We start from the raw sequence: 17,177 nt of genomic DNA, 5'->3' as shown, positions 1-17,177 counted from the left end.
TGCTATAACGGGATCGAACGGTCGTCGGCAAAGGCCTGCAGCAGCGCCCGCATCGGCAAGCCCTGTGCCGGAGCCATCAGATTGTCGTCGAAAAACGCCTTCAACTCGTCCAGCGGCAGTTCCGTCAGCATCGCCTTGACCGGACCGATCGAGGCCGGCGACATCGAGATCGAGCGGAAACCGAGTCCGATCAGCGCCATCGCCGAGATCGGCTTGCCTGCCAGTTCACCGCACAGCGTCACCGGCGTATGGTTGCGGACGCCGGCATCGGCGATCTGCTTGAGCACCCGCAGGAACGGCGCCGACAGCGTGTCGAAGCGGTTGGCCAATTGCGTGTTGCCGCGGTCGACGGCCATGACGAACTGGAACAGGTCGTTAGAACCGACCGAGACGAAATCGACCGCCTTCATCAATTCATCAAGCTGGAACAATAGCGACGGCACTTCCAACATCGCCCCCAGCTTCAGGCTGGTCGGCAAATGATGGGCAAAGCGCGACAAATGCCGCACCTCGCGGTCGATGATCTCGCGTGCCTGGGCGATCTCGCCCAGCTCGGTCACCATCGGCAGCATCAGCTTCAATTCGCGGCCGCCGCTGGCCTTGAGCAAAGCGCGGATCTGGGTGCGCAGCAACCCTGGCCGGTCGAGCGTCAGGCGGATCGCCCGCCAGCCAAGCGCCGGGTTCTCTTCCTGGATCGCACCCTTGAAATAGGGCAGCACCTTGTCGCCGCCAATATCGATGGTGCGGAAGGTGACCGGCTTGCCGCGCGCCGCCTCGAGCACGTCGCGGTAGAGCTTTTCCTGGGCTTCGGCCCGGGGAAATGTCGAGGCGACCATGAACTGAAGTTCGGTGCGGAACAGGCCGATGCCGGCCGCACCCGCTTCGGCAAGCTGCGGCAGGTCGACGGCAAGACCGGCATTCATCAGCAAATCGACCTGGACACCATCTCTGGTCGTCGACGGCTTCTTGCGCAGCTCGCGGTAGACCTCTTGCCGGCGCGCCCTGAAACGCACCTTTTCGGCGTAGGCGGCCTCGAGATCTGGCTGCGGCCGCAAATGGATCACGCCCTCTTCGCCGTCGACGATGATGGCATCGCCGTTTTCCGCCATGGAAACGGCGCCCTTCATTTGGCCGGCGACGGGGATGCCCATGGCACGCGCGACGATGACGACGTGACTGGTCGCGGCACCATCCTCGAGCACCAGCCCGCGCATCTTGTCGCGGGGATAATCGAGCAGCTCGGCGGCCCCCATCGAACGGGCAACGATGATGGCATCCTTCGGCAGCGATGCGGCGACATCTTCCGGCCCGCGCCCCATCAGCTGGCGCAGCAGGCGGTTGGCGAGGTCGTCGAAATCGCTCATCCGCTCGCGCAGATAGGGATCGGTCATGTGCAGCATGCGGGCGCGCATGTCGCTCTGCACCTTTTCCACCGCCGCTTCGGCCGTCAGGCCGTTGCGGATGGCCTCTTCCAGCCGCCGCACCCAGCCGCGATCGTTGGCGAACATGCGATAGGCTTCCAGCACCTGGCGATGCTCGCCTTCGAAGGCGACGTCGCGGCGTTCCAGCATGTCGTCGATGGACAGCCTGAGCGAGCTGAGTGAGGTCTCGAGCCGGCGGACCTCTTCCTCGCTGTCTTCGTTGAACAGATTGGTGACGACGATGCGCGGCTCGTGCAGCACGACATGGCCGAGCCCGACGCCTTCATTGAAGGACAGGCCGGTAAAGCTGACAGGACGGCGCAGATCGAGTTCGAGGCCGGGCCGGGTCAGCCGCGCCAGATCGCCGGTGGCGATCATCTCGGCGATCACCATCGCGGTGGTTTCCAGCGCCTCGACCTCGTCGTCGCGGTAGTGGCGCATGGTCTTGTTTTGCACCACCAGCACGCCCAGCGTGCGCCCTGCCCGCAGCACCGGCACGCCGAGGAACGAGTTGTAGATCTCTTCCCCGGTCTCCGGCAGATAGGCGAAGGCAGGGTGTTCCTGCGCATTGGACAGGTTGAGCGGCCGCGCGCTGGCTGCGATCGTGCCGACCAGACCTTGGCCCAGCCGCAACTGCGCCAAATGGACGGCGTTCGGGTTCAGACCTTCGGTGGCGTAGAGTTCGAGCACCGAATCGGCGCGCAGCACATAGAGCGAGCAGACTTCCGCGACCATGTTGGAGGCGATGTCGCGCACAATCCGGTCAAGCCGCTCCTGCGGCTCCAGCGGCTCCTGCATGAGCTCGCGGAGCCGTTTGAGCAAAACGCGCGGGCCACTGGCCTGATCACGCATCGCGGCTTGTTCTCCAATGGGCATTCTGCCCGCCGCAGTTTCCACCGCGACCGGCGCACACGCAACAACTCAAATCGTTCTCGCTACTGCTTATCCAGACCGTAGACGGAATGCAAAGTACGAACCGCAAGTTCCGTATATGGACCGTCGATCAGGATCGAAATCTTGATCTCGGAGGTCGTGATGGCGCGGATGTTGATCGATTTGTCGGCCAGCGCCTTGAAAGCGGTGGCGGCGACGCCGGCATGGCTCCTCATGCCGATGCCGATGACCGAAACCTTCGACATGCCGGCTTCCGACTGCACGACATCGTAGCCGATCGAGGCCTTGAGGCGTTCAAGCACGGCCAGCGCCTTGTCGACATCGCCCGACGGCACGGTGAAGGTCATGTCGGTGAACTTGCCGTCCTCGGAAATGTTCTGGACGATCATGTCGACATTGATGTTGGCCTCGGCCAGCGGCCCGAAGATGCCGGCGGCAACGCCCGGCCGGTCGCCGACCCGGCGCAGCGAAATCTGCGCTTCGTCCTTGGCGTAGGCAATTCCGGTGACGACCTGCTGTTCCACGATCTCTTCCTCGTCGCAAATGAGCGTTCCGGGCGGATTGAGCAAATCCCCCATTCCGGGCGCGTCGGGATCGTCGAAGGACGACCGCACGAAGGTACGCACCCTGTGCACCATGGCAAGCTCGACCGAACGCACCTGCAGAACCTTGGCGCCGAGCGAAGCCATTTCAAGCATTTCCTCGAACGAGATTTTGGCCAGCCGCCGCGCCTTGGGCTCGATGCGCGGATCGGTGGTGTAGACCCCGTCGACATCGGTGTAGATGTCGCAGCGATCGGCCTTGACCGCCGCGGCGATGGCGACAGCACTAGTGTCGGAGCCGCCGCGGCCGAGCGTGGCGATGCGATTGTCCGGGCCGATGCCTTGGAAACCGGCGATCACCGCCACCTGGCCCTCGCCGAAGCGCTTGATCAGGAACGCGCCGTCGATGTCGAGGATGCGCGCCGCGCCATGCGCATTGTCGGTCTTGATCGGGATCTGCCAGCCCTGCCAGGAACGTGCATGCACGCCCATATTCTGCAAGGTGATGGCCAGAAGGCCGGCCGTGACCTGTTCGCCGGAAGCGACGACCGCGTCATATTCGCGTGCATCGTGCATCGGCGAGGCCTCACGCGTCCAGCCGACCAGTTCATTGGTTTTTCCAGCCATCGCCGAAACGACCACCGCCACCTCGTGGCCGGCGTCGACCTCGCGTTTGACGTGACGCGCCACGTTGCGGATGCGGGCGATGTCGGCGACCGAGGTTCCGCCGAATTTCATCACGATGCGCGCCATGGGAGCGAAATGCCTTTGCCTGAAGCCGGACCCGGCCAAAAGCCGGAATCCCGAAAAGCGGAAGGCCGGCTGACGCCGGCCGCTGAATGCGCGGCCTCCTTAGCCAAATGATGAAGGTTTCGCAAGGCTGGCGGCCGATTGCCGGTTCCAGAAGCCGGCATATTGCCTTCCGCCCCGCCGCCGCCTACGAAATGCTGCCTGCGGGGAATTCTTTTGGTTCGGCATAACAGATGATGATTGCTCGTCTTCGACGCGCCATGCGATGGCAATCGCTCCCGCTTGTCGCCGGCTTTGCCGTGCTGGCGCTGATTGTCGGCAGCCGTGCCATGCTGGTCGAGGAACAGCGGGCCAACCGCGCCGCCGCGCGCGAGGCAATCGAATATCAGCAATTGCTTTCGGGACTGCTTTCGCTGGCGCAAGATGCAGAGAGCGGCCAACGCGGCTATCTGCTGACCGGCGAGGAATCCTATCTCGATCCCTATCAGCGCGCTGTCGGCGCCATTCCGGGGCAACTTGCCCGCATCGACAGCTTGACTGCCCCTGACGACCAGCTCGTCCAGCAGATCAGCCATATGAAGGACGCGCTTTCGCAAAAGCAGGCTGAACTGGCCAAGACGATTGCCCTGTACGACCAGGGCAATGCGACGAATGCGCTGGATCTGGTTCGCAGCGGCCAGGGCAAGGCCGTCATGGAGGAAATCCGGACCAGCATGGATACGGTCCGACGCATCAGCGCCGCAGCCGTCGCCGCGCGCGATGCGCATACCGACCAGGTCGAGGCCTGGTTACGCATCGGTTCGGTGGCGGCGCTGCTGGCGATCTTCCTGCTTGCCGGCTACGCGATCAGGGAATCGCGCCGCCGCTTCCGTGAGGTTGCCGTTGCCCAAGATGAGTTGGTGCGCAAGAACGTCGCCCTCGGCAAGGAGATCGAGACACGCGAAAAGGCCGAATCCCAGATCCGCCAGATGCACAAGATGGAGGCTGTCGGCCAGCTTACAGGCGGCATCGCCCACGACTTCAACAACATGCTGGCGGTGATCATCAGCGCCATGAACCTCGCCCAGCGCAAGCTGGCGCGCGGCGAGCACGACATCGCACAATTCGTCGATGCGGCGATCGATGCCGCGACCCGTGCCGCCAATCTGACGGCCCGGCTGCTCGCCTTCTCGCGCCAGCAGCCGCTGGCGCCGCAGATCGTCGACGCCAACCGTCTGCTGAGCGGCATGTCCGACCTGATCCGTCGGGCACTCGGCGAAACCATCCGCATCGAAACGGTGCTGGCGGGAGGCTTGTGGAAAACCCATGCCGACCCGAGCCAGATCGAGAACGCCGTTCTCAACCTGGCCGTCAACGCGCGCGACGCCATGGGCGATGATGGCAAGCTGACCATCGAGACCGCCAACAGCCATCTCGATGAGAGCTACGCCGCCGCCCATGCCGAAGTCGCGGCCGGCCAGTATGTGATGATCGCCGTCAGCGACACCGGTTCGGGCATGACCCCCGATGTCATCGCCAAGGCCTTTGAACCCTTCTTCACCACCAAGCCGGTCAACAAGGGCACCGGCCTGGGATTGAGCCAGGTGTTCGGCTTCGTCAAACAGTCGGGCGGCCACGTCAATATCTATTCCGAACCCGGCGAAGGCACGACGATCAAGATCTACTTGCCGCGGTATTTCGGCGCCGATGAGCCGGCCGTGCCCACCGGGCGAGGCGACAACCCCGCCGCACCGGTCACCGAAACGATCCTTGTCGTCGAGGATGATGCCCGCGTGAGGGTCTCCACCACCGAGGCCATACGCGAACTCGGATACACCGTCATTCATGCCGCGAGCGGCGAGGAAGCGTTGCAGAAACTGGCGGAGCGCCCGAACGTCGGCCTTCTGTTCACCGACATCGTCATGCCCGTCATGAACGGCCGCAAGCTGGCGGAAGAGGCCGTTGCCCGCATGCCGCAGCTGAAGGTGATCTTCACCACCGGCTTCACCAGGAACGCGGTGGTCCACAACGGCGTGCTCGACCACGACGTGCATTTCCTCGCCAAGCCCTTCACCATCGAGCAACTGGCGGCGAAACTGCGTGACGTGCTCGGCACGACGCAGGGCGCAGCGGATTGATTACAATCGCTTCAGTCTGACGCAGCCGCGCTTCTCCAGGCCAGGATAGTCGACAACGAAGCCGTGCGGCGAGATGTTGAGGGTCTCGTCATAGCCGAACACCGGCGCGGCATAGGCGTAGCGAACCGTGTCGAGACGCCGATAGGTCTGATCGAGGCGCACCAGGCTCAGTTCAGGGAAAGTCAGGTAGGCGGCCGGAGCAGGCGTCGCCTCGCCGATGCCGAGGCCATACCGGCGGATCGCCAGCAGGTTCGATGCCGGTGTGAAGCCAAGATCGACATCGACAAGGCCGTCGACGCCCTGCTGGACTTCGCCATTCAGCGTCCACTGGCCGTCCGAATCGCGTTCGATCGCATAATGCAGCTTGCGGGTGCCGAGAAAGCCGTCGATCCGCGCTGAACGCGTGCGCCAGCCGACACCGCAGATCACCTCATAGCCAAGGCAGCACGGCTTGCCGTCCTGGATGAAGATGGCCTGTCCCTCGAGACTGTGCCCGATATTGGTCTGTGAAAGCAGGCAGGCATCATGGCCCTCCACGTCCAGCCGACGCCAAAGGATCGAAGCCGTCATTGTTGTCATCGTCACCTCCCTAGAATTCGAAACGATGCCTTGTCCTTCGCCCGCCAAGCCAACCGTGTTTCACCGCGGCGTTCGTCAGCTGACATGCCCTGACAGAATCCGGCTCCCTGCCGGCAGAGGAAAATTGTTGCCTTGACATTCGCAGTCTCACGCCCGACTTCCTAGCGCATGACCCCGAAATCGAAGTCGATTTCGGAAAGGATCATGCGCAGAATCTAAAGTGCTACAGCGTCCTTTGCGCGTCCAAGAGGACGCGCGGCGCTGTAGTGTCGAGGAGACCTATCGATGCCAGAGCCCCGACGATCGACGATCGATGCCGGAGAAGTGGAACGCTTTTCCGCCCTTGCCGCCGAATGGTGGAACCCGAACGGCAAGTTCCGTCCCCTGCATAAATTCAATCCGGTCCGGCTGGCCTATATCCGCGACCAGATAGCGACGCGCTTCGGCCGTGACCCGCGCGCTGCAAGACCTTTCGAGGGCCTGCGCATCCTCGACATCGGCTGCGGCGGCGGACTTCTGTGCGAGCCGATGGCGCGGCTTGGCGCCGAGGTTGTGGGCGCGGATGCCTCCGAAACCAACATCGAAGTGGCCAAGCTGCACGCTGCCGAGGGCAATGTCAGCGTCGACTATCGCGCCACGACGGCCGAAGACCTTGCCGACGCCGGCGAGAAATTCGACGTCATCCTCAACATGGAAGTGGTCGAGCATGTCGCCGACATCGACCTGTTCGTCGCCAAATGCGGCGAGATGGTGCGGCCCGGCGGCATCATGTTCGTGGCCACCATCAACCGCACGCTGAAGGCGCTGGGCTTAGCCATCATCGGCGCCGAATATGTGCTGCGCTGGCTACCGCGCGGCACCCACCAATTCGGCAAGCTGGTGCGCCCGGAAGAGCTCGAGAAGGCGCTTGGCGGCGCTGGCCTGACCATCATCGACCGCACCGGCGTCACCTACAACCCGCTGGCCGACCGCTGGGCGCGGTCGAAGGACATGGACGTCAACTACATGGTCCTGGCGGAAAAAGGCTCGGTCTGAAGGCTGATCTGGAGATTTGTCGGGCCGTGGACAGTGTGAGAGCCCGACAATTGGCGCTTGAGCTTCCCGAAGCGGCCGAGAAATCGCATTTCGGCAAGGCCGACTTCCGGGTACGCAATCGCATCTTCATGTCGCTGCCCGAAAACGATCGCGCCGTCATAAAGCTCGACACCGGCCAGCAAGAGATGACGACTGCAGCCGAACCGCTGGTTTTCAAGCCAGTGCCTGGTGGATGGGGACGAAAGGGCTGGACGTCGATCATTCTTGACGCATGCGATGAACAGACATTTCGCAGCGCAATACGGATGTCATGGCGAAATGTTGCCCCGCCGGCTCTCAGGAAAATCTTTGACGCGAGCCAGGCCTAACGGATCGGCAAGGCGGTTCCGGCTGCAGGAACTCGACCCTTCTGGCTTTGTGCCCTGGTGGTGATGAACACGCCGGCAGTGATGATGAGCGCGCCTGCCCAGGTCAGCAGCTGATAGTGCTCGCCGAGGAAGATGGTTCCGGCAAACAGGCCGACGGCGGCCGCCACATAACCGATCTGGCTGAGATAGACCGGACCGCCAACCGCCTGCAGCCGGAAGAAGAAGGCAAACATCGCCGACGCCGACGCGACCTGCGCGACCACCACCAGCGGCACGCCGCCGAGTGGCACGAAAGCCTCGCCGCCGAACAGGAGAAGAATGCCGGCAAGCAGCATCGCCGCTGACGCCAGATGGCTGCCGACGGCAAGCTCGATCGGGCCTGTGCCGTCCGGCCAGTCGACCGTGCGGTAGATGTTGCCGACGGCAAGGCTGACCGGAATGAGCAACCCCATCGCCACCCAGAACAAATCGGCCGGCTGGCCGGCCTCGCCGCGCGTCACCGCGACCATGACAGCGCCGACGAAGCCGACGGCGATGCCGACAATGCCCAGCATGTTGGGGCGCCGGACACGCAACAGGATCGAGAACACCAGTGTGATGACAGGCGACAGGGTGAACATGATGCCGGTGTAGCCGGCGCCCAGATGCGGGATGGCCGAGAACATCAGGAGGTTGGGGACAGCATAGGACACCGCGGCGGTGACGAAGAAATAGCGCAGTTTGTGCGCGGTGAGCCGGACCCGCTTGCCGCGAGCCAAGAGCACGCACAGCAAGACCCCGCCGGCGCCGAGCGAGATGACGAAGGCCCAGACCATGGCCGGCACGCCGGCAGCCGTGGCGAGCTTGCCGAAGGGCAGCGTCAGGCCGAGCAGGCCGCCGGTGACGACCAGCAGGCCGAGCGCCGAATCCCAGAGAAGTTTCATTGACCGAATCCTGTAGCGCGGCTCTTGGCCGGCATTGCATGTTACGATAAGATAATGGCAAGATTCTTAACGTCAAGATAAATAATGGTGAGACAATTGGACAGGGCAGCAAGAGCGATCGAGCAATGGAAGCGGGAGCGGCCGGATCTGGATGTCTCGCCGATGGCCGTGCTCGGACGGCTGAACGAGGCCTCCTCGCTGATCGCCCGCGAGCGCCTGGCGCCGCTGTTTGCCCGCTATGGATTGCAGCCTGGGGAATTCGACGTGCTGGCAACGCTGCGCCGCTCGGGCTTACCTTACGCGTTGACGCCAACCGCTCTCTATGAAGCGACGATGGTGACGTCGGGCGCCATGACCAACAGGCTCGACCGGCTGGAGATGTCCGGATTGATCCTACGCGGGCCGCACCCCAACGATCGGCGCGGCATTGTCGTGCGGCTGACCGAAAAAGGCCTGGCCTTGATCGATGAGGCCGTTACCGCCCATGTGGCCAACGAACACGCGGTGCTTTCGGGCTTGACGCAGGCGGAACGCGAAACGCTCTCTCGGCTGCTTGAGAAATTGATCGGCAGCGTCAGCTAGCCGGTCAGTTGCGATCGTCCGGGAATACCGGGATCGGCATGAACTCGACGCCGTCCTCGGCTAGGCTCTTGGCCTCGTCCAGCGTCGCCTCGCCATAGATGCCGCGCGGGTCGCTCTCGCCGAAATGGATCTTTCGCGCTTCCTCGGCGAACTTGTCGCCGACATAGTCGGCATTCTCGCGCACCTTCTCGGCCATCGCCTTCAGCTGCGCCAGAGCCTGCTTCTGCGCCTCCCCCATGGCGAGCGCTATGGTTTCCTGCTTGCGCGCCGTGGAGACAGCCGGCGCCATCAGCGCTTTTTGCACCTTGTGCGAACCGCAGGTCGGGCAATCGACAAAGCCGCGCTTCTTCTGGGTGTCGAAATCGTCGTTGCTGCGGAACCAGCCTTCGAATTCGTGCTCGTGCTCGCAGATCAGAGCAAAACGGATCAAGAGGCTGCACCCCTGAGCCGCGGCGCCTCGCCCAAGCCGGCATTGACGGCGAAATCCCGCGCATTTCTGAGATTGGGGATCTTCTTACGCGCGGCAAGCGACTGCGCCGGGTCGATCTCGGCGATGATCACCGCCGGCTCGTCATGCGCGGCTTCCGCGATGATACGGCCCCACGGATCGACGATCAGCGAATGACCGTAGGTCTCGCGGCCATCCTCATGCAAGCCACCCTGCGCGGCGGCGACGACATAGGCGCCATTCTCGATGGCGCGGGCCCTGAGCAGCACGTGCCAGTGCGCCTCGCCGGTCTGGCGGGTGAAGGCGGCAGGTACGGAAAGCAGGTCGGCGCCGGCCAGTGCCTCGGCGCGGAAGAGTTGCGGAAAGCGCAGATCGTAGCAAACGGCGAAGCCGAGCTTTGCACCCTCGATCTCGGTGACGACGGCCTCGGTGCCCGGCTCATAGGCGGCGGATTCGCGCCAGCTCTCGCCATTGTCGAGATCGACGTCGAACATGTGGATCTTGTCGTATGTCGCGAGCGTGGCGCCGTCCGGCCCGAACAGCAGCGCCCGGTTGGCGAGCTTGCCGTCGGCGCGTAAAATGGCGGTCGAGCCGATATGCAGGAAGATGCCGAGCTCCCTGGCCAGCCTGTGCGCGGTCGCGACGACGATGTCCTTGTCCTGCGACATGAACGATGTGGCGCGAGCTTCCTTGTCGCGAATCAGCGCGCCGGTCATTTCCGGCGTCTGGATGTAGGCGGCACCTTGGCCAGCTGCTTCGCGCACCAGCCGTTCGAGATCGACGGCGTTGCGCTCGGGGCTCTCGCCTGAACGCATCTGGATCGCAGCGGCTTTGAAAACACCCATCGTCATTCCCTCAATTCGTCGCGCCGTCGGCGAGCAGTTTGTCGAGCCCGCCTTCGGCCTCCAGCTCGTGGAGATCGTCACAGCCGCCGACATGCGTATCGCCGATGAAAATCTGCGGAAAGGTCGTGCGGCCATGCGCCCGGGAGATCATCTCCTGGCGCAGTTCCGGCGAGAAGGAGGCATCGTGCTCGGTAAAGGCTATGCCCTTGCGCTCGAGCAGCCGCTTGGCTGCCGTGCAATAGCCGCACATCATGCGGGTGTAGATCGTGACATCGACCATGACGAATTTCCGCTGTTCGTTGCCGACTTATATAGTCGCGGACTCGTCCGCCCGGAAGTCCCCCGGCAACACACGGGCAAAGGTCAGCACGTCGACGGCGGCCGCACCTCCCCTTTTCAGCGCCTTGGTGGCGGAGCGCACCGTGGCGCCGGTGGTGTAGACATCGTCGATCAAAAGCACCCTGCGGCCGGCGATCTCGATTTCCGCCTCGGCGGGTACCCGAAAGGCGGCCCGCACATTTTCCTCGCGTTCCCCGCGCTCCAGCCCGACCTGCTGGCGGGTGAGTTTCACGCGCCGCACCGCCGAGGGGGCGAAGGGCAATTCACTGAGCGTCGAGACGGCCCTCGCCAGTTCCGCAGATTGGTTGAAGCGCCGCCTGAAAAAGCGCCGCCAGTGCAGCGGCACCGGCACCACCACATCCGCGTCGGCGATGAGATCGGCACCGGCGCGAACCATCCAGCGCGCCATCCATGGTGCCAGATCGGTGCGATCCTGGTATTTCAGCCCCTGCACCATCTGTCGGGCAACGCCGGAATAGGCGACCGCCGCCCGCGCCCGCTCGAAAGGCGGCGGATCGGCAATCGCCTCGGCCGACAGAAAGCCTTCGCCCATATGGTGGGTGAACGGCGTGCCCATGACCGGGCACCATGGCCGCTCCAGCAGCCTGAGCTTCGGCCAGCAGGCGCCGCACAGCACGCCTGGCTGCGAGACATGCCGGCGGCAACCGGCGCAGACCGGCGGAAACAGCATCCGCGCCGGCCAGCCGACAACCGACCGGGCCAGGTTCGTTATTCCGATGGACTTGATCTTGGGCATCGGATCGGCCAGGTGGTTGCTCCTGCACGCCACTATATCAACGATCTCGGAGCGTGGACAAACAAAGGATCTGCCCGTTGCAGCCGATAATGGATACCTCTCTGTGGCTGGCGCACAAGCGGCGCGCGCTTGCCCATCCGGTCGACGGTGCGGACTTTCTCATGCGCCGCACGGCCGAGGACCTTGCCGACCGGCTGGGCGCCGTCGAGCGCAGGTTCGGCAAGGCGGCTGTGCTGTTTTGCCAGACGCCGGCGGCGGCCGAAACGCTCGCCGAAAGCAGCAAGGTCGCCGACATTGTCCGCGTCGAGGCGGACACGGCCTTCCTGAGCGGTGGCGGCGCCGGCTTGATCGCACCGCTCGAAACCGTGCCGTTCGAAGCGGAAAGCCTCGATCTGGCGGTGTCGCTTCTGTCGCTGCAGGCCATGAACGACATCCCCGGCATGCTGATCCAGATCCGCCGTGCGTTGCGGCCGGATGGGCTTTTCCTCGGCGCCTTTGCCGGCGCCGGTACGCTTTTCGAATTGCGCGAAAGCCTGCTTTCGGCCGAGACCGAGCTTTACGGCGGCGCCAGCCCGCGTGTCGCCCCGTTCACCGACGTGCGCGATGCCGGTGCGCTGCTGCAGCGCGCCGGTCTCGCTCTGCCGGTCGCCGACGTCGAGACGGTGACCGTGCGCTATGCCAGCCTGTTCAACCTGATGGCGGATCTGCGGGCCATGGGCGAAACCAATGCGCTCACCGATCGCAGCCGGCGGCCGGGCTCGCGCAAGCTGTTTGCCCGCGCGGCGGAAATCTACGCCGAGCGGTTTTCCGACCCCGATGGCCGTGTCAGGGCAAGTTTCTCGATTGTCTGGATGTCCGGCTGGGCGCCCGACGCATCGCAGCAAAAACCGCTGAAGCCAGGGTCGGCCAAGGTCTCGCTGAAAACAATCCTGGAGGCGCCCGACGGGCAATGATCCTGCCCGCAGGCGCGGAAAAGTTGGATCAGGGAGTGGGTGCGAAAGCGTTCGCAAGCTTGCTGTTGTTGTCGCTGAACAGCCAGACGATCCCGTCACGGACCTCACCGATGCCGCCGACGATAGCCAATGACAGCACGGCGACGATCAGGCTATATTCGACGGCCGTGGCGCCGGTCTCGTCGTTCAAAAAACCCAGCAGCACTGCTTTCATGGCCTTAACCCCTCTGTCCGGGACCTTACAGCCGACCTGTTAAGAAAGGTTAACGGCAAAGGCTTAACAGGCGATGAAGCTGCCGCCTTTCCGAAATCTCTTAACCATGTCAGCAGTCGCCGCTGCTCCTGCCATTGGACCTGATGATGCAGACCGAGCTCGGCTGCGGCTGCAGCACGCTGCGGCGCAGCGTGTAGGTTTCGCGATGGCCGATCGAGCCTGTGGCCGCCATGTCGAGCCCGCCGAAACCATTACGGGCCGAGAGCGAGCGTGTCTGGCTGTCGAGGAAAGGGGTTGCGATCAGCGCCAGCGCCACCGCGGCCGAACCGAACAGCAGCGTGATGCGCAATATGCCCATGCCCGCATCGGCGGCGCGAAAGCCGCGCTCGGGCCGGATCGAGTCCCAATCCCTGTCTAGGCTCATACTATCGCTCCCCGGCAAATCGACGGCTCGGCCGCGAACGGCCATGCTTCAATTTTTCACGACGAGATAAATCTTCCATTAACGCTGGCTGATACACGCCTCGGCCAGGAACCGACCGGACGCGAGCCTCAGAGAAGATCGATGAGGAACGGGATCAGCGGCGCATCGGCCGGCGGCATCGGATAGTCGCGCATCTGCTTCGGCCGCACCCATTTCAGCGTCTGCCCTTCCCTGGGCTGGGCTATGCCGCGAAAGCGGCGGCAGACGAACAGCGGCATCAGCAGGTGGAAATCGTCGTAGGAATGGCTGGCGAAAGTAAGCGGCGCCAGGCATGGGATGTCGGTTTCGATGCCGATTTCCTCATGCAGTTCGCGAATGATACATTGTTCGGGCGTCTCGCCGGGCTCGACCTTGCCGCCGGGAAATTCCCACAACCCGGCAAGTTGCTTGCCCTGAGGCCGCTGCGCCAAAAGCACCCGGCCGTCGGCATCGACCAGCGCGCAGGCGGCGACCAGGAGCAGGCGTTTGCCGGCGGTCACGACATCATTCATGACCCGGCGGCCGGCGGTAGTGGTAGCGATAGACTTCCTCGAAGCCGAGCGAATGGTAGAGCGCCAGCGCCGGCACGTTGTTGGCCTCGACCTGCAGCCAGGCTTCCCGCGCGCCCCGCAGTCGCGCCCATTTGAGCGCCGACAGGATCAGGTTGCGGCCATGGCCCCTGTTGCGTGCCGACTTGTCGGTGGCGACCTCGAACAGGCCGGCGAGATCGCCGTCATGCACGCAGATAAGCGTCGCCAGCGCCTCGGCTCCATCTTCGAGCGCGAACAGCCCGGCTTCGGGCTGGATGGCGCCGATGATCTCCGACAGGCCGGGCCGCAGCGAAACATCCGAACCGCTGACCTTGAGCAACGCGCCGATGAAGCGGCTGATGTCCTTGAGCGGAATCTGGTCCATGGCGGCGTCGAGCTGCGCGCCGGCCAGCGGCAGCCGCATGACCAGCGACTCGTCGAACCGGCTCCAGCCCTCGCGGTCGAGATGGCTGGCAAGATCTGGGCCCGACAGCGGCGACATGCGGAACGTCAGCGGCCTTCCATAGGCATCGAAACGGCGGCTGGCCCGGCCAATACGGTCGGCCATGTGCATGATATCGCCGGGATCGAGCGGATTGACCGAGTTCAGCCGCTTGGCCGGATGGCCGGCGGTCAGCCGCACCACCCAGGTGCCGTCATAGTGGACGGCGGCTGCCGGCCAGGCGCGAAAGCCGGCCGCCTCGTAGCGGCGTACGATCGCGAGCATGCTTGCCGGATGCCTGGAGCTCAAAACCGTCAGCTCCGATAATCGCCATTGATGGCGACATATTCCTTGGTGAGATCGCAGGTCCACACCGTCGCCTTGCCGCGACCGATGCCGATATCGGCACGGATGCGGATGTCGTCGCGCTTCATGTAGGCCGACGTCGCGGCCTCGGAGTAGCCGGGGTCGCGCTCGCCTTCATGCGCCAGCCTGTTGTCGCCGAACCAGATCGACAGCCGGTCGCGATCGGCGGGTTCGCCGGCCTTGCCGACGGCCATGACGACGCGGCCCCAATTGGCGTCCTCGCCGGCGACCGCCGTCTTGACCAGCGGCGAATTGGCGATCGACAGCGCGATGCGCTTGGCCGAGCGCGCCGATTTGGCGCCGGTGACGGTGACTTCGACCTGCTTGCGGGCGCCCTCGCCGTCGCGCACCACTTGCAGCGCCAGCGATTTCAGCACCTTGCCGAGCGCCCGGCGGAACGCGCCGAGACGGGCATCCCTGGGATCGGTTATCTCCGGCGCACCGCGCTTGGCGGCCTTGCCGGTGGCGAAGATCAGCAGCGTGTCGCTGGTCGAGGTGTCGCTGTCGACGGTGACCGCGTTGAAAGTCTTGGCCGTGCCGCGCGACAACAGATCCTGCAGGACAGGGGCGGCGATCGGCGCGTCGGTGGCGATGAAGGAGAGCATCGTCGCCATGTCGGGCGCGATCATGCCGGCGCCCTTGGAAATGCCGTTGATGGTGACATCGGTGTCGCCGAGCTTGACGGTCGCGGTCGCCAGTTTCGGATAGGTATCCGTGGTCATGATCGCCTTTGCCGCTTCGGTCCACAGCCCGGGCTTGCCGTTGCTGACCAGTCCCGCGAGCAGATGGCTGAATTTGCTGGTATCGAGCGGCTCGCCGATGACGCCGGTCGAGGCCAGGAAAACCTCCGCTGCCGTGCAGCCGGCCGCCTTCGCGGCCGCCTCGCCGGTCAGCGCGGTCGACTCGCGGCCTCTCTTGCCGGTGAAGGCGTTGGCGTTGCCGGAATTGACGACCAGCACCCGGGCCTTGCCTGCGCCGAGATTCTGCCGGCAGAAGTCGACCGGCGCCGAAGGGCATTTCGATTTCGTGAACACGCCGGCGATCGCGGTGCCTTCATCGAAGACCATGGTCAAAAGATCGGTGCGGTTTTTGTACTTTATCCCTGCCTCGGCGGTGGCGATGCGCACCCCTTCGATTTCCGGCATTTTGGGGTATTTCTTCGGCGCGAGCGGCGAAATCGTCGTGGACATGGAGGCCTCGGGCGGGAAAAATCGCAGGGGAAGGCCGGTTTGCCCGATAGACCGCGCGGGCGCAAGGCGTTTTCGTCGCTCTTGCCCGGGAGCTCGAACCCGCTCGTGGTTAGGCCTGCATTTCAAATCCGATGGCGTCGCCGGGGCCGATGGCGTTATGATCTGCCCCATGGGCAGGCTTGCGATCCTTGCATGGGCATTTCTGGGACTTTTGCTGCTGAGCGCGGATGCGCAGCCGCAACGGCGCGTGGCGCTTGTCATCGGCAACGGCACTTACGCCGAAGCCGGCACGCTGGCCAATCCTGTGAACGACGCCCTCGACATCGCCGACAAGCTGCGCTCGATCGGCTTCGAGGTCATCGAGGGCAATGATCTCGGCAAGCGTGAACTCGAACGCAGCATCGGCGCGTTTTCCGATGCGCTCCAGGGCGCCGGCGTCGGGCTTTTCTATTATGCCGGCCACGGCCTGCAGGTCGACGGGCGCAACTACATCGTGCCGGTCGACGCCAGGCTGGACGTACCGGTCAAGCTGCAGCTCGAGGCCGTGCCGATCGACGAAGTCCTCGACATCATGGAACAGCAGACCAAGGTCAGCCTGGTGTTTCTCGATGCCTGCCGCAACAATCCATTTGCCCGCAGTCTCAGCCGCACCGCCACCACGCGCTCGGCGAAGGCGCTGGCCGGGCTGGCGCAATTCGATTCGACGCGCGGCTCGTTCATCGCCTTCTCGACGGCACCTGGCGCTGTCGCCATGGACGGCAGCGGACGCAACTCGCCCTTCGCCGCCGCCCTGCTGCGCCACATCGCCGAGCCCGGCCAGAGCATCAACGACATGATGATCGCGGTGCGCCGCGACGTGGTTTCGCAAACCCGCGAAACCCAGCGCCCCTGGGAGCAGGGATCGCTGCTCGAACGCTTCGAATTCGTCTCGGACGGACAACCCGCAGAGCCACAAAGGCCGGCCGCGGCGCCGGCGCCTTCGACGGAAGTCGCCGCACTTGAACGCTCTGTCGGCGACGACAAGGGATCGATCGAGAAATTCCTGCGCCAGGACTATCTGACGCCGGACACCAGGGCGATGAGCGAGACCGTCAAACGGCTCTACGGCCCATCCGCCATCATCTTCGGAACCCGCTACGACGCCGACGCCATCGTCAAGGTCAAGGCCGACTGGTTCGCGCAGTGGGCCTCCTGGTCGCTAAGCATGGAGGCCGGCAGCCTGGAAGTCGCTCCGCAGGGCGAAGATCGCGCCGAGGCAGTCTTTGCGATGCGCTACGACTATCTTCCAAAGGACACGTCGGCGGCACGCCTGACCGGCAAGGCGCGCGTCACGCTTGGGCTGGTCAAGGCCGGCGGCGGCTGGCGTATCGAATCCGAGACATCGCAGGCGATGCAGTAGGCGTGATCCCACGGCCAGCC

Annotated in this window: 19 protein-coding genes; 6 read left to right on the top strand and 13 right to left on the bottom strand. The window is 64.3% G+C overall.

The window, feature by feature from the left end; genetic code table 11:
- Positions 1–2 precede the first annotated feature (2 nt).
- Together ptsP and NKI69_RS31630 are read right to left on the bottom strand one after the other, a co-directional pair.
- The gene (gene ptsP, locus NKI69_RS31635; protein ID WP_013529460.1) at positions 3–2,273 is read right to left on the bottom strand and encodes a phosphoenolpyruvate--protein phosphotransferase; all 2,271 of its coding nucleotides are present in this window, start codon (positions 2,271–2,273) and stop codon (positions 3–5) included.
- 83 nt (positions 2,274–2,356) lie between these two features.
- The gene (locus NKI69_RS31630; RefSeq protein WP_013529459.1) at positions 2,357–3,610 is read right to left on the bottom strand and encodes an aspartate kinase; all 1,254 of its coding nucleotides are present in this window, start codon (positions 3,608–3,610) and stop codon (positions 2,357–2,359) included.
- A gap of 257 nt (positions 3,611–3,867) precedes the next feature.
- Here NKI69_RS31630 and NKI69_RS31625 point away from each other — a divergent pair, with 257 nt between their 5' ends.
- Positions 3,868–5,724 carry a CHASE3 domain-containing protein gene (locus tag NKI69_RS31625; RefSeq protein WP_352723277.1) on the top strand — a complete coding sequence of 619 codons (1,857 nt, stop codon included), beginning with the start codon at positions 3,868–3,870 and terminating at the stop codon, positions 5,722–5,724.
- Here the strand turns inward: NKI69_RS31625 and NKI69_RS31620 are convergent, their stop codons facing one another.
- A complete protein-coding gene (locus NKI69_RS31620) occupies positions 5,725–6,303 on the bottom strand; it encodes a putative glycolipid-binding domain-containing protein (RefSeq protein WP_352723275.1) in 579 nt (192 codons plus the stop codon). It abuts the gene before it with no gap.
- A gap of 285 nt (positions 6,304–6,588) precedes the next feature.
- Between NKI69_RS31620 and ubiG the strand changes: the two genes are divergently transcribed.
- Both ubiG and NKI69_RS31610 read left to right on the top strand, forming a co-directional pair.
- Positions 6,589–7,338 (top strand): bifunctional 2-polyprenyl-6-hydroxyphenol methylase/3-demethylubiquinol 3-O-methyltransferase UbiG, encoded by a 750-nt coding sequence (ubiG, locus tag NKI69_RS31615; protein ID WP_023811162.1) that lies wholly within the window; start codon positions 6,589–6,591, stop codon positions 7,336–7,338.
- A 50-nt stretch (positions 7,339–7,388) separates the two neighbouring features.
- The gene (locus NKI69_RS31610; RefSeq protein ID WP_245490379.1) at positions 7,389–7,706 is read left to right on the top strand and encodes an MmcQ/YjbR family DNA-binding protein; all 318 of its coding nucleotides are present in this window, start codon (positions 7,389–7,391) and stop codon (positions 7,704–7,706) included.
- Here NKI69_RS31610 and NKI69_RS31605 read toward each other — a convergent pair.
- Positions 7,703–8,629, bottom strand: a complete 927-nt coding sequence (locus tag NKI69_RS31605; RefSeq protein WP_352554394.1) for a DMT family transporter — start codon at positions 8,627–8,629, stop codon at positions 7,703–7,705. The two genes, NKI69_RS31610 and NKI69_RS31605, sit on opposite strands and share 4 nt — an antisense overlap.
- A gap of 96 nt (positions 8,630–8,725) precedes the next feature.
- On the opposite strand from NKI69_RS31605, the gene NKI69_RS31600 reads away from it, so the two are divergent.
- Complete coding sequence (locus NKI69_RS31600; protein ID WP_352723283.1) at positions 8,726–9,211, top strand: MarR family winged helix-turn-helix transcriptional regulator; 486 nt, start codon at positions 8,726–8,728, stop codon at positions 9,209–9,211.
- 4 nt (positions 9,212–9,215) lie between these two features.
- Here NKI69_RS31600 and NKI69_RS31595 read toward each other — a convergent pair whose 3' ends face one another.
- The 4 genes from NKI69_RS31595 to NKI69_RS31580 are packed head-to-tail and all read right to left on the bottom strand — an operon-like array spanning position 9,216 to position 11,612.
- Complete coding sequence (locus tag NKI69_RS31595) at positions 9,216–9,641, bottom strand: DUF1178 family protein (protein ID WP_023811158.1); 426 nt, start codon at positions 9,639–9,641, stop codon at positions 9,216–9,218.
- A complete protein-coding gene (locus NKI69_RS31590; protein ID WP_352554395.1) occupies positions 9,638–10,504 on the bottom strand; it encodes a carbon-nitrogen hydrolase family protein in 867 nt (288 codons plus the stop codon). Before NKI69_RS31590 ends, NKI69_RS31595 begins: the two co-directional genes overlap by 4 nt.
- Before the next feature lie 10 nt (positions 10,505–10,514).
- Positions 10,515–10,784 carry a glutaredoxin 3 gene (gene grxC, locus NKI69_RS31585; RefSeq protein WP_352723272.1) on the bottom strand — a complete coding sequence of 90 codons (270 nt, stop codon included), beginning with the start codon at positions 10,782–10,784 and terminating at the stop codon, positions 10,515–10,517.
- Positions 10,785–10,811: 27 nt separating this feature from the next.
- Positions 10,812–11,612: a ComF family protein gene (locus NKI69_RS31580; protein ID WP_023811155.1), complete on the bottom strand. Its 801-nt coding sequence runs from the start codon at positions 11,610–11,612 to the stop codon at positions 10,812–10,814.
- 65 nt (positions 11,613–11,677) lie between these two features.
- On the opposite strand from NKI69_RS31580, the gene NKI69_RS31575 reads away from it, so the two are divergent.
- Positions 11,678–12,553: a methyltransferase domain-containing protein gene (locus NKI69_RS31575; RefSeq protein ID WP_023811154.1), complete on the top strand. Its 876-nt coding sequence runs from the start codon at positions 11,678–11,680 to the stop codon at positions 12,551–12,553.
- Positions 12,554–12,581: 28 nt separating this feature from the next.
- On the opposite strand, the gene NKI69_RS31570 is transcribed toward NKI69_RS31575, so the two are convergent.
- The 5 genes from NKI69_RS31570 to argJ all read right to left on the bottom strand — a co-directional run bounded on the left by NKI69_RS31570 (position 12,582) and on the right by argJ (position 15,758).
- A complete protein-coding gene (locus NKI69_RS31570; RefSeq protein ID WP_352723271.1) occupies positions 12,582–12,767 on the bottom strand; it encodes a Flp family type IVb pilin in 186 nt (61 codons plus the stop codon).
- Positions 12,768–12,876: 109 nt separating this feature from the next.
- Positions 12,877–13,191: a hypothetical protein gene (locus NKI69_RS31565; protein WP_023811152.1), complete on the bottom strand. Its 315-nt coding sequence runs from the start codon at positions 13,189–13,191 to the stop codon at positions 12,877–12,879.
- 128 nt (positions 13,192–13,319) lie between these two features.
- A complete protein-coding gene (locus NKI69_RS31560; protein WP_023811151.1) occupies positions 13,320–13,742 on the bottom strand; it encodes a (deoxy)nucleoside triphosphate pyrophosphohydrolase in 423 nt (140 codons plus the stop codon).
- A complete protein-coding gene (locus NKI69_RS31555) occupies positions 13,735–14,487 on the bottom strand; it encodes a GNAT family N-acetyltransferase (RefSeq protein ID WP_031213220.1) in 753 nt (250 codons plus the stop codon). Before NKI69_RS31555 ends, NKI69_RS31560 begins: the two co-directional genes overlap by 8 nt.
- Positions 14,488–14,516: 29 nt before the next feature.
- Positions 14,517–15,758: a bifunctional glutamate N-acetyltransferase/amino-acid acetyltransferase ArgJ gene (argJ, locus tag NKI69_RS31550; RefSeq protein ID WP_023811149.1), complete on the bottom strand. Its 1,242-nt coding sequence runs from the start codon at positions 15,756–15,758 to the stop codon at positions 14,517–14,519.
- 169 nt (positions 15,759–15,927) lie between these two features.
- On the opposite strand from argJ, the gene NKI69_RS31545 reads away from it, so the two are divergent.
- Positions 15,928–17,157, top strand: coding sequence for a caspase family protein (locus tag NKI69_RS31545; protein WP_023811148.1), 1,230 nt, complete (start codon positions 15,928–15,930; stop codon positions 17,155–17,157).
- Positions 17,158–17,177 lie beyond the last annotated feature (20 nt).

It is taken from the genome of Mesorhizobium sp. M0491, assembly GCF_040321265.1.
In the GTDB taxonomy this organism is placed as follows: Bacteria; Pseudomonadota; Alphaproteobacteria; order Rhizobiales; family Rhizobiaceae; genus Mesorhizobium.
The sequence above is the reverse complement of the archived record's forward strand: the minus strand, read 5'-3'. Positions and strand labels throughout refer to the sequence as shown.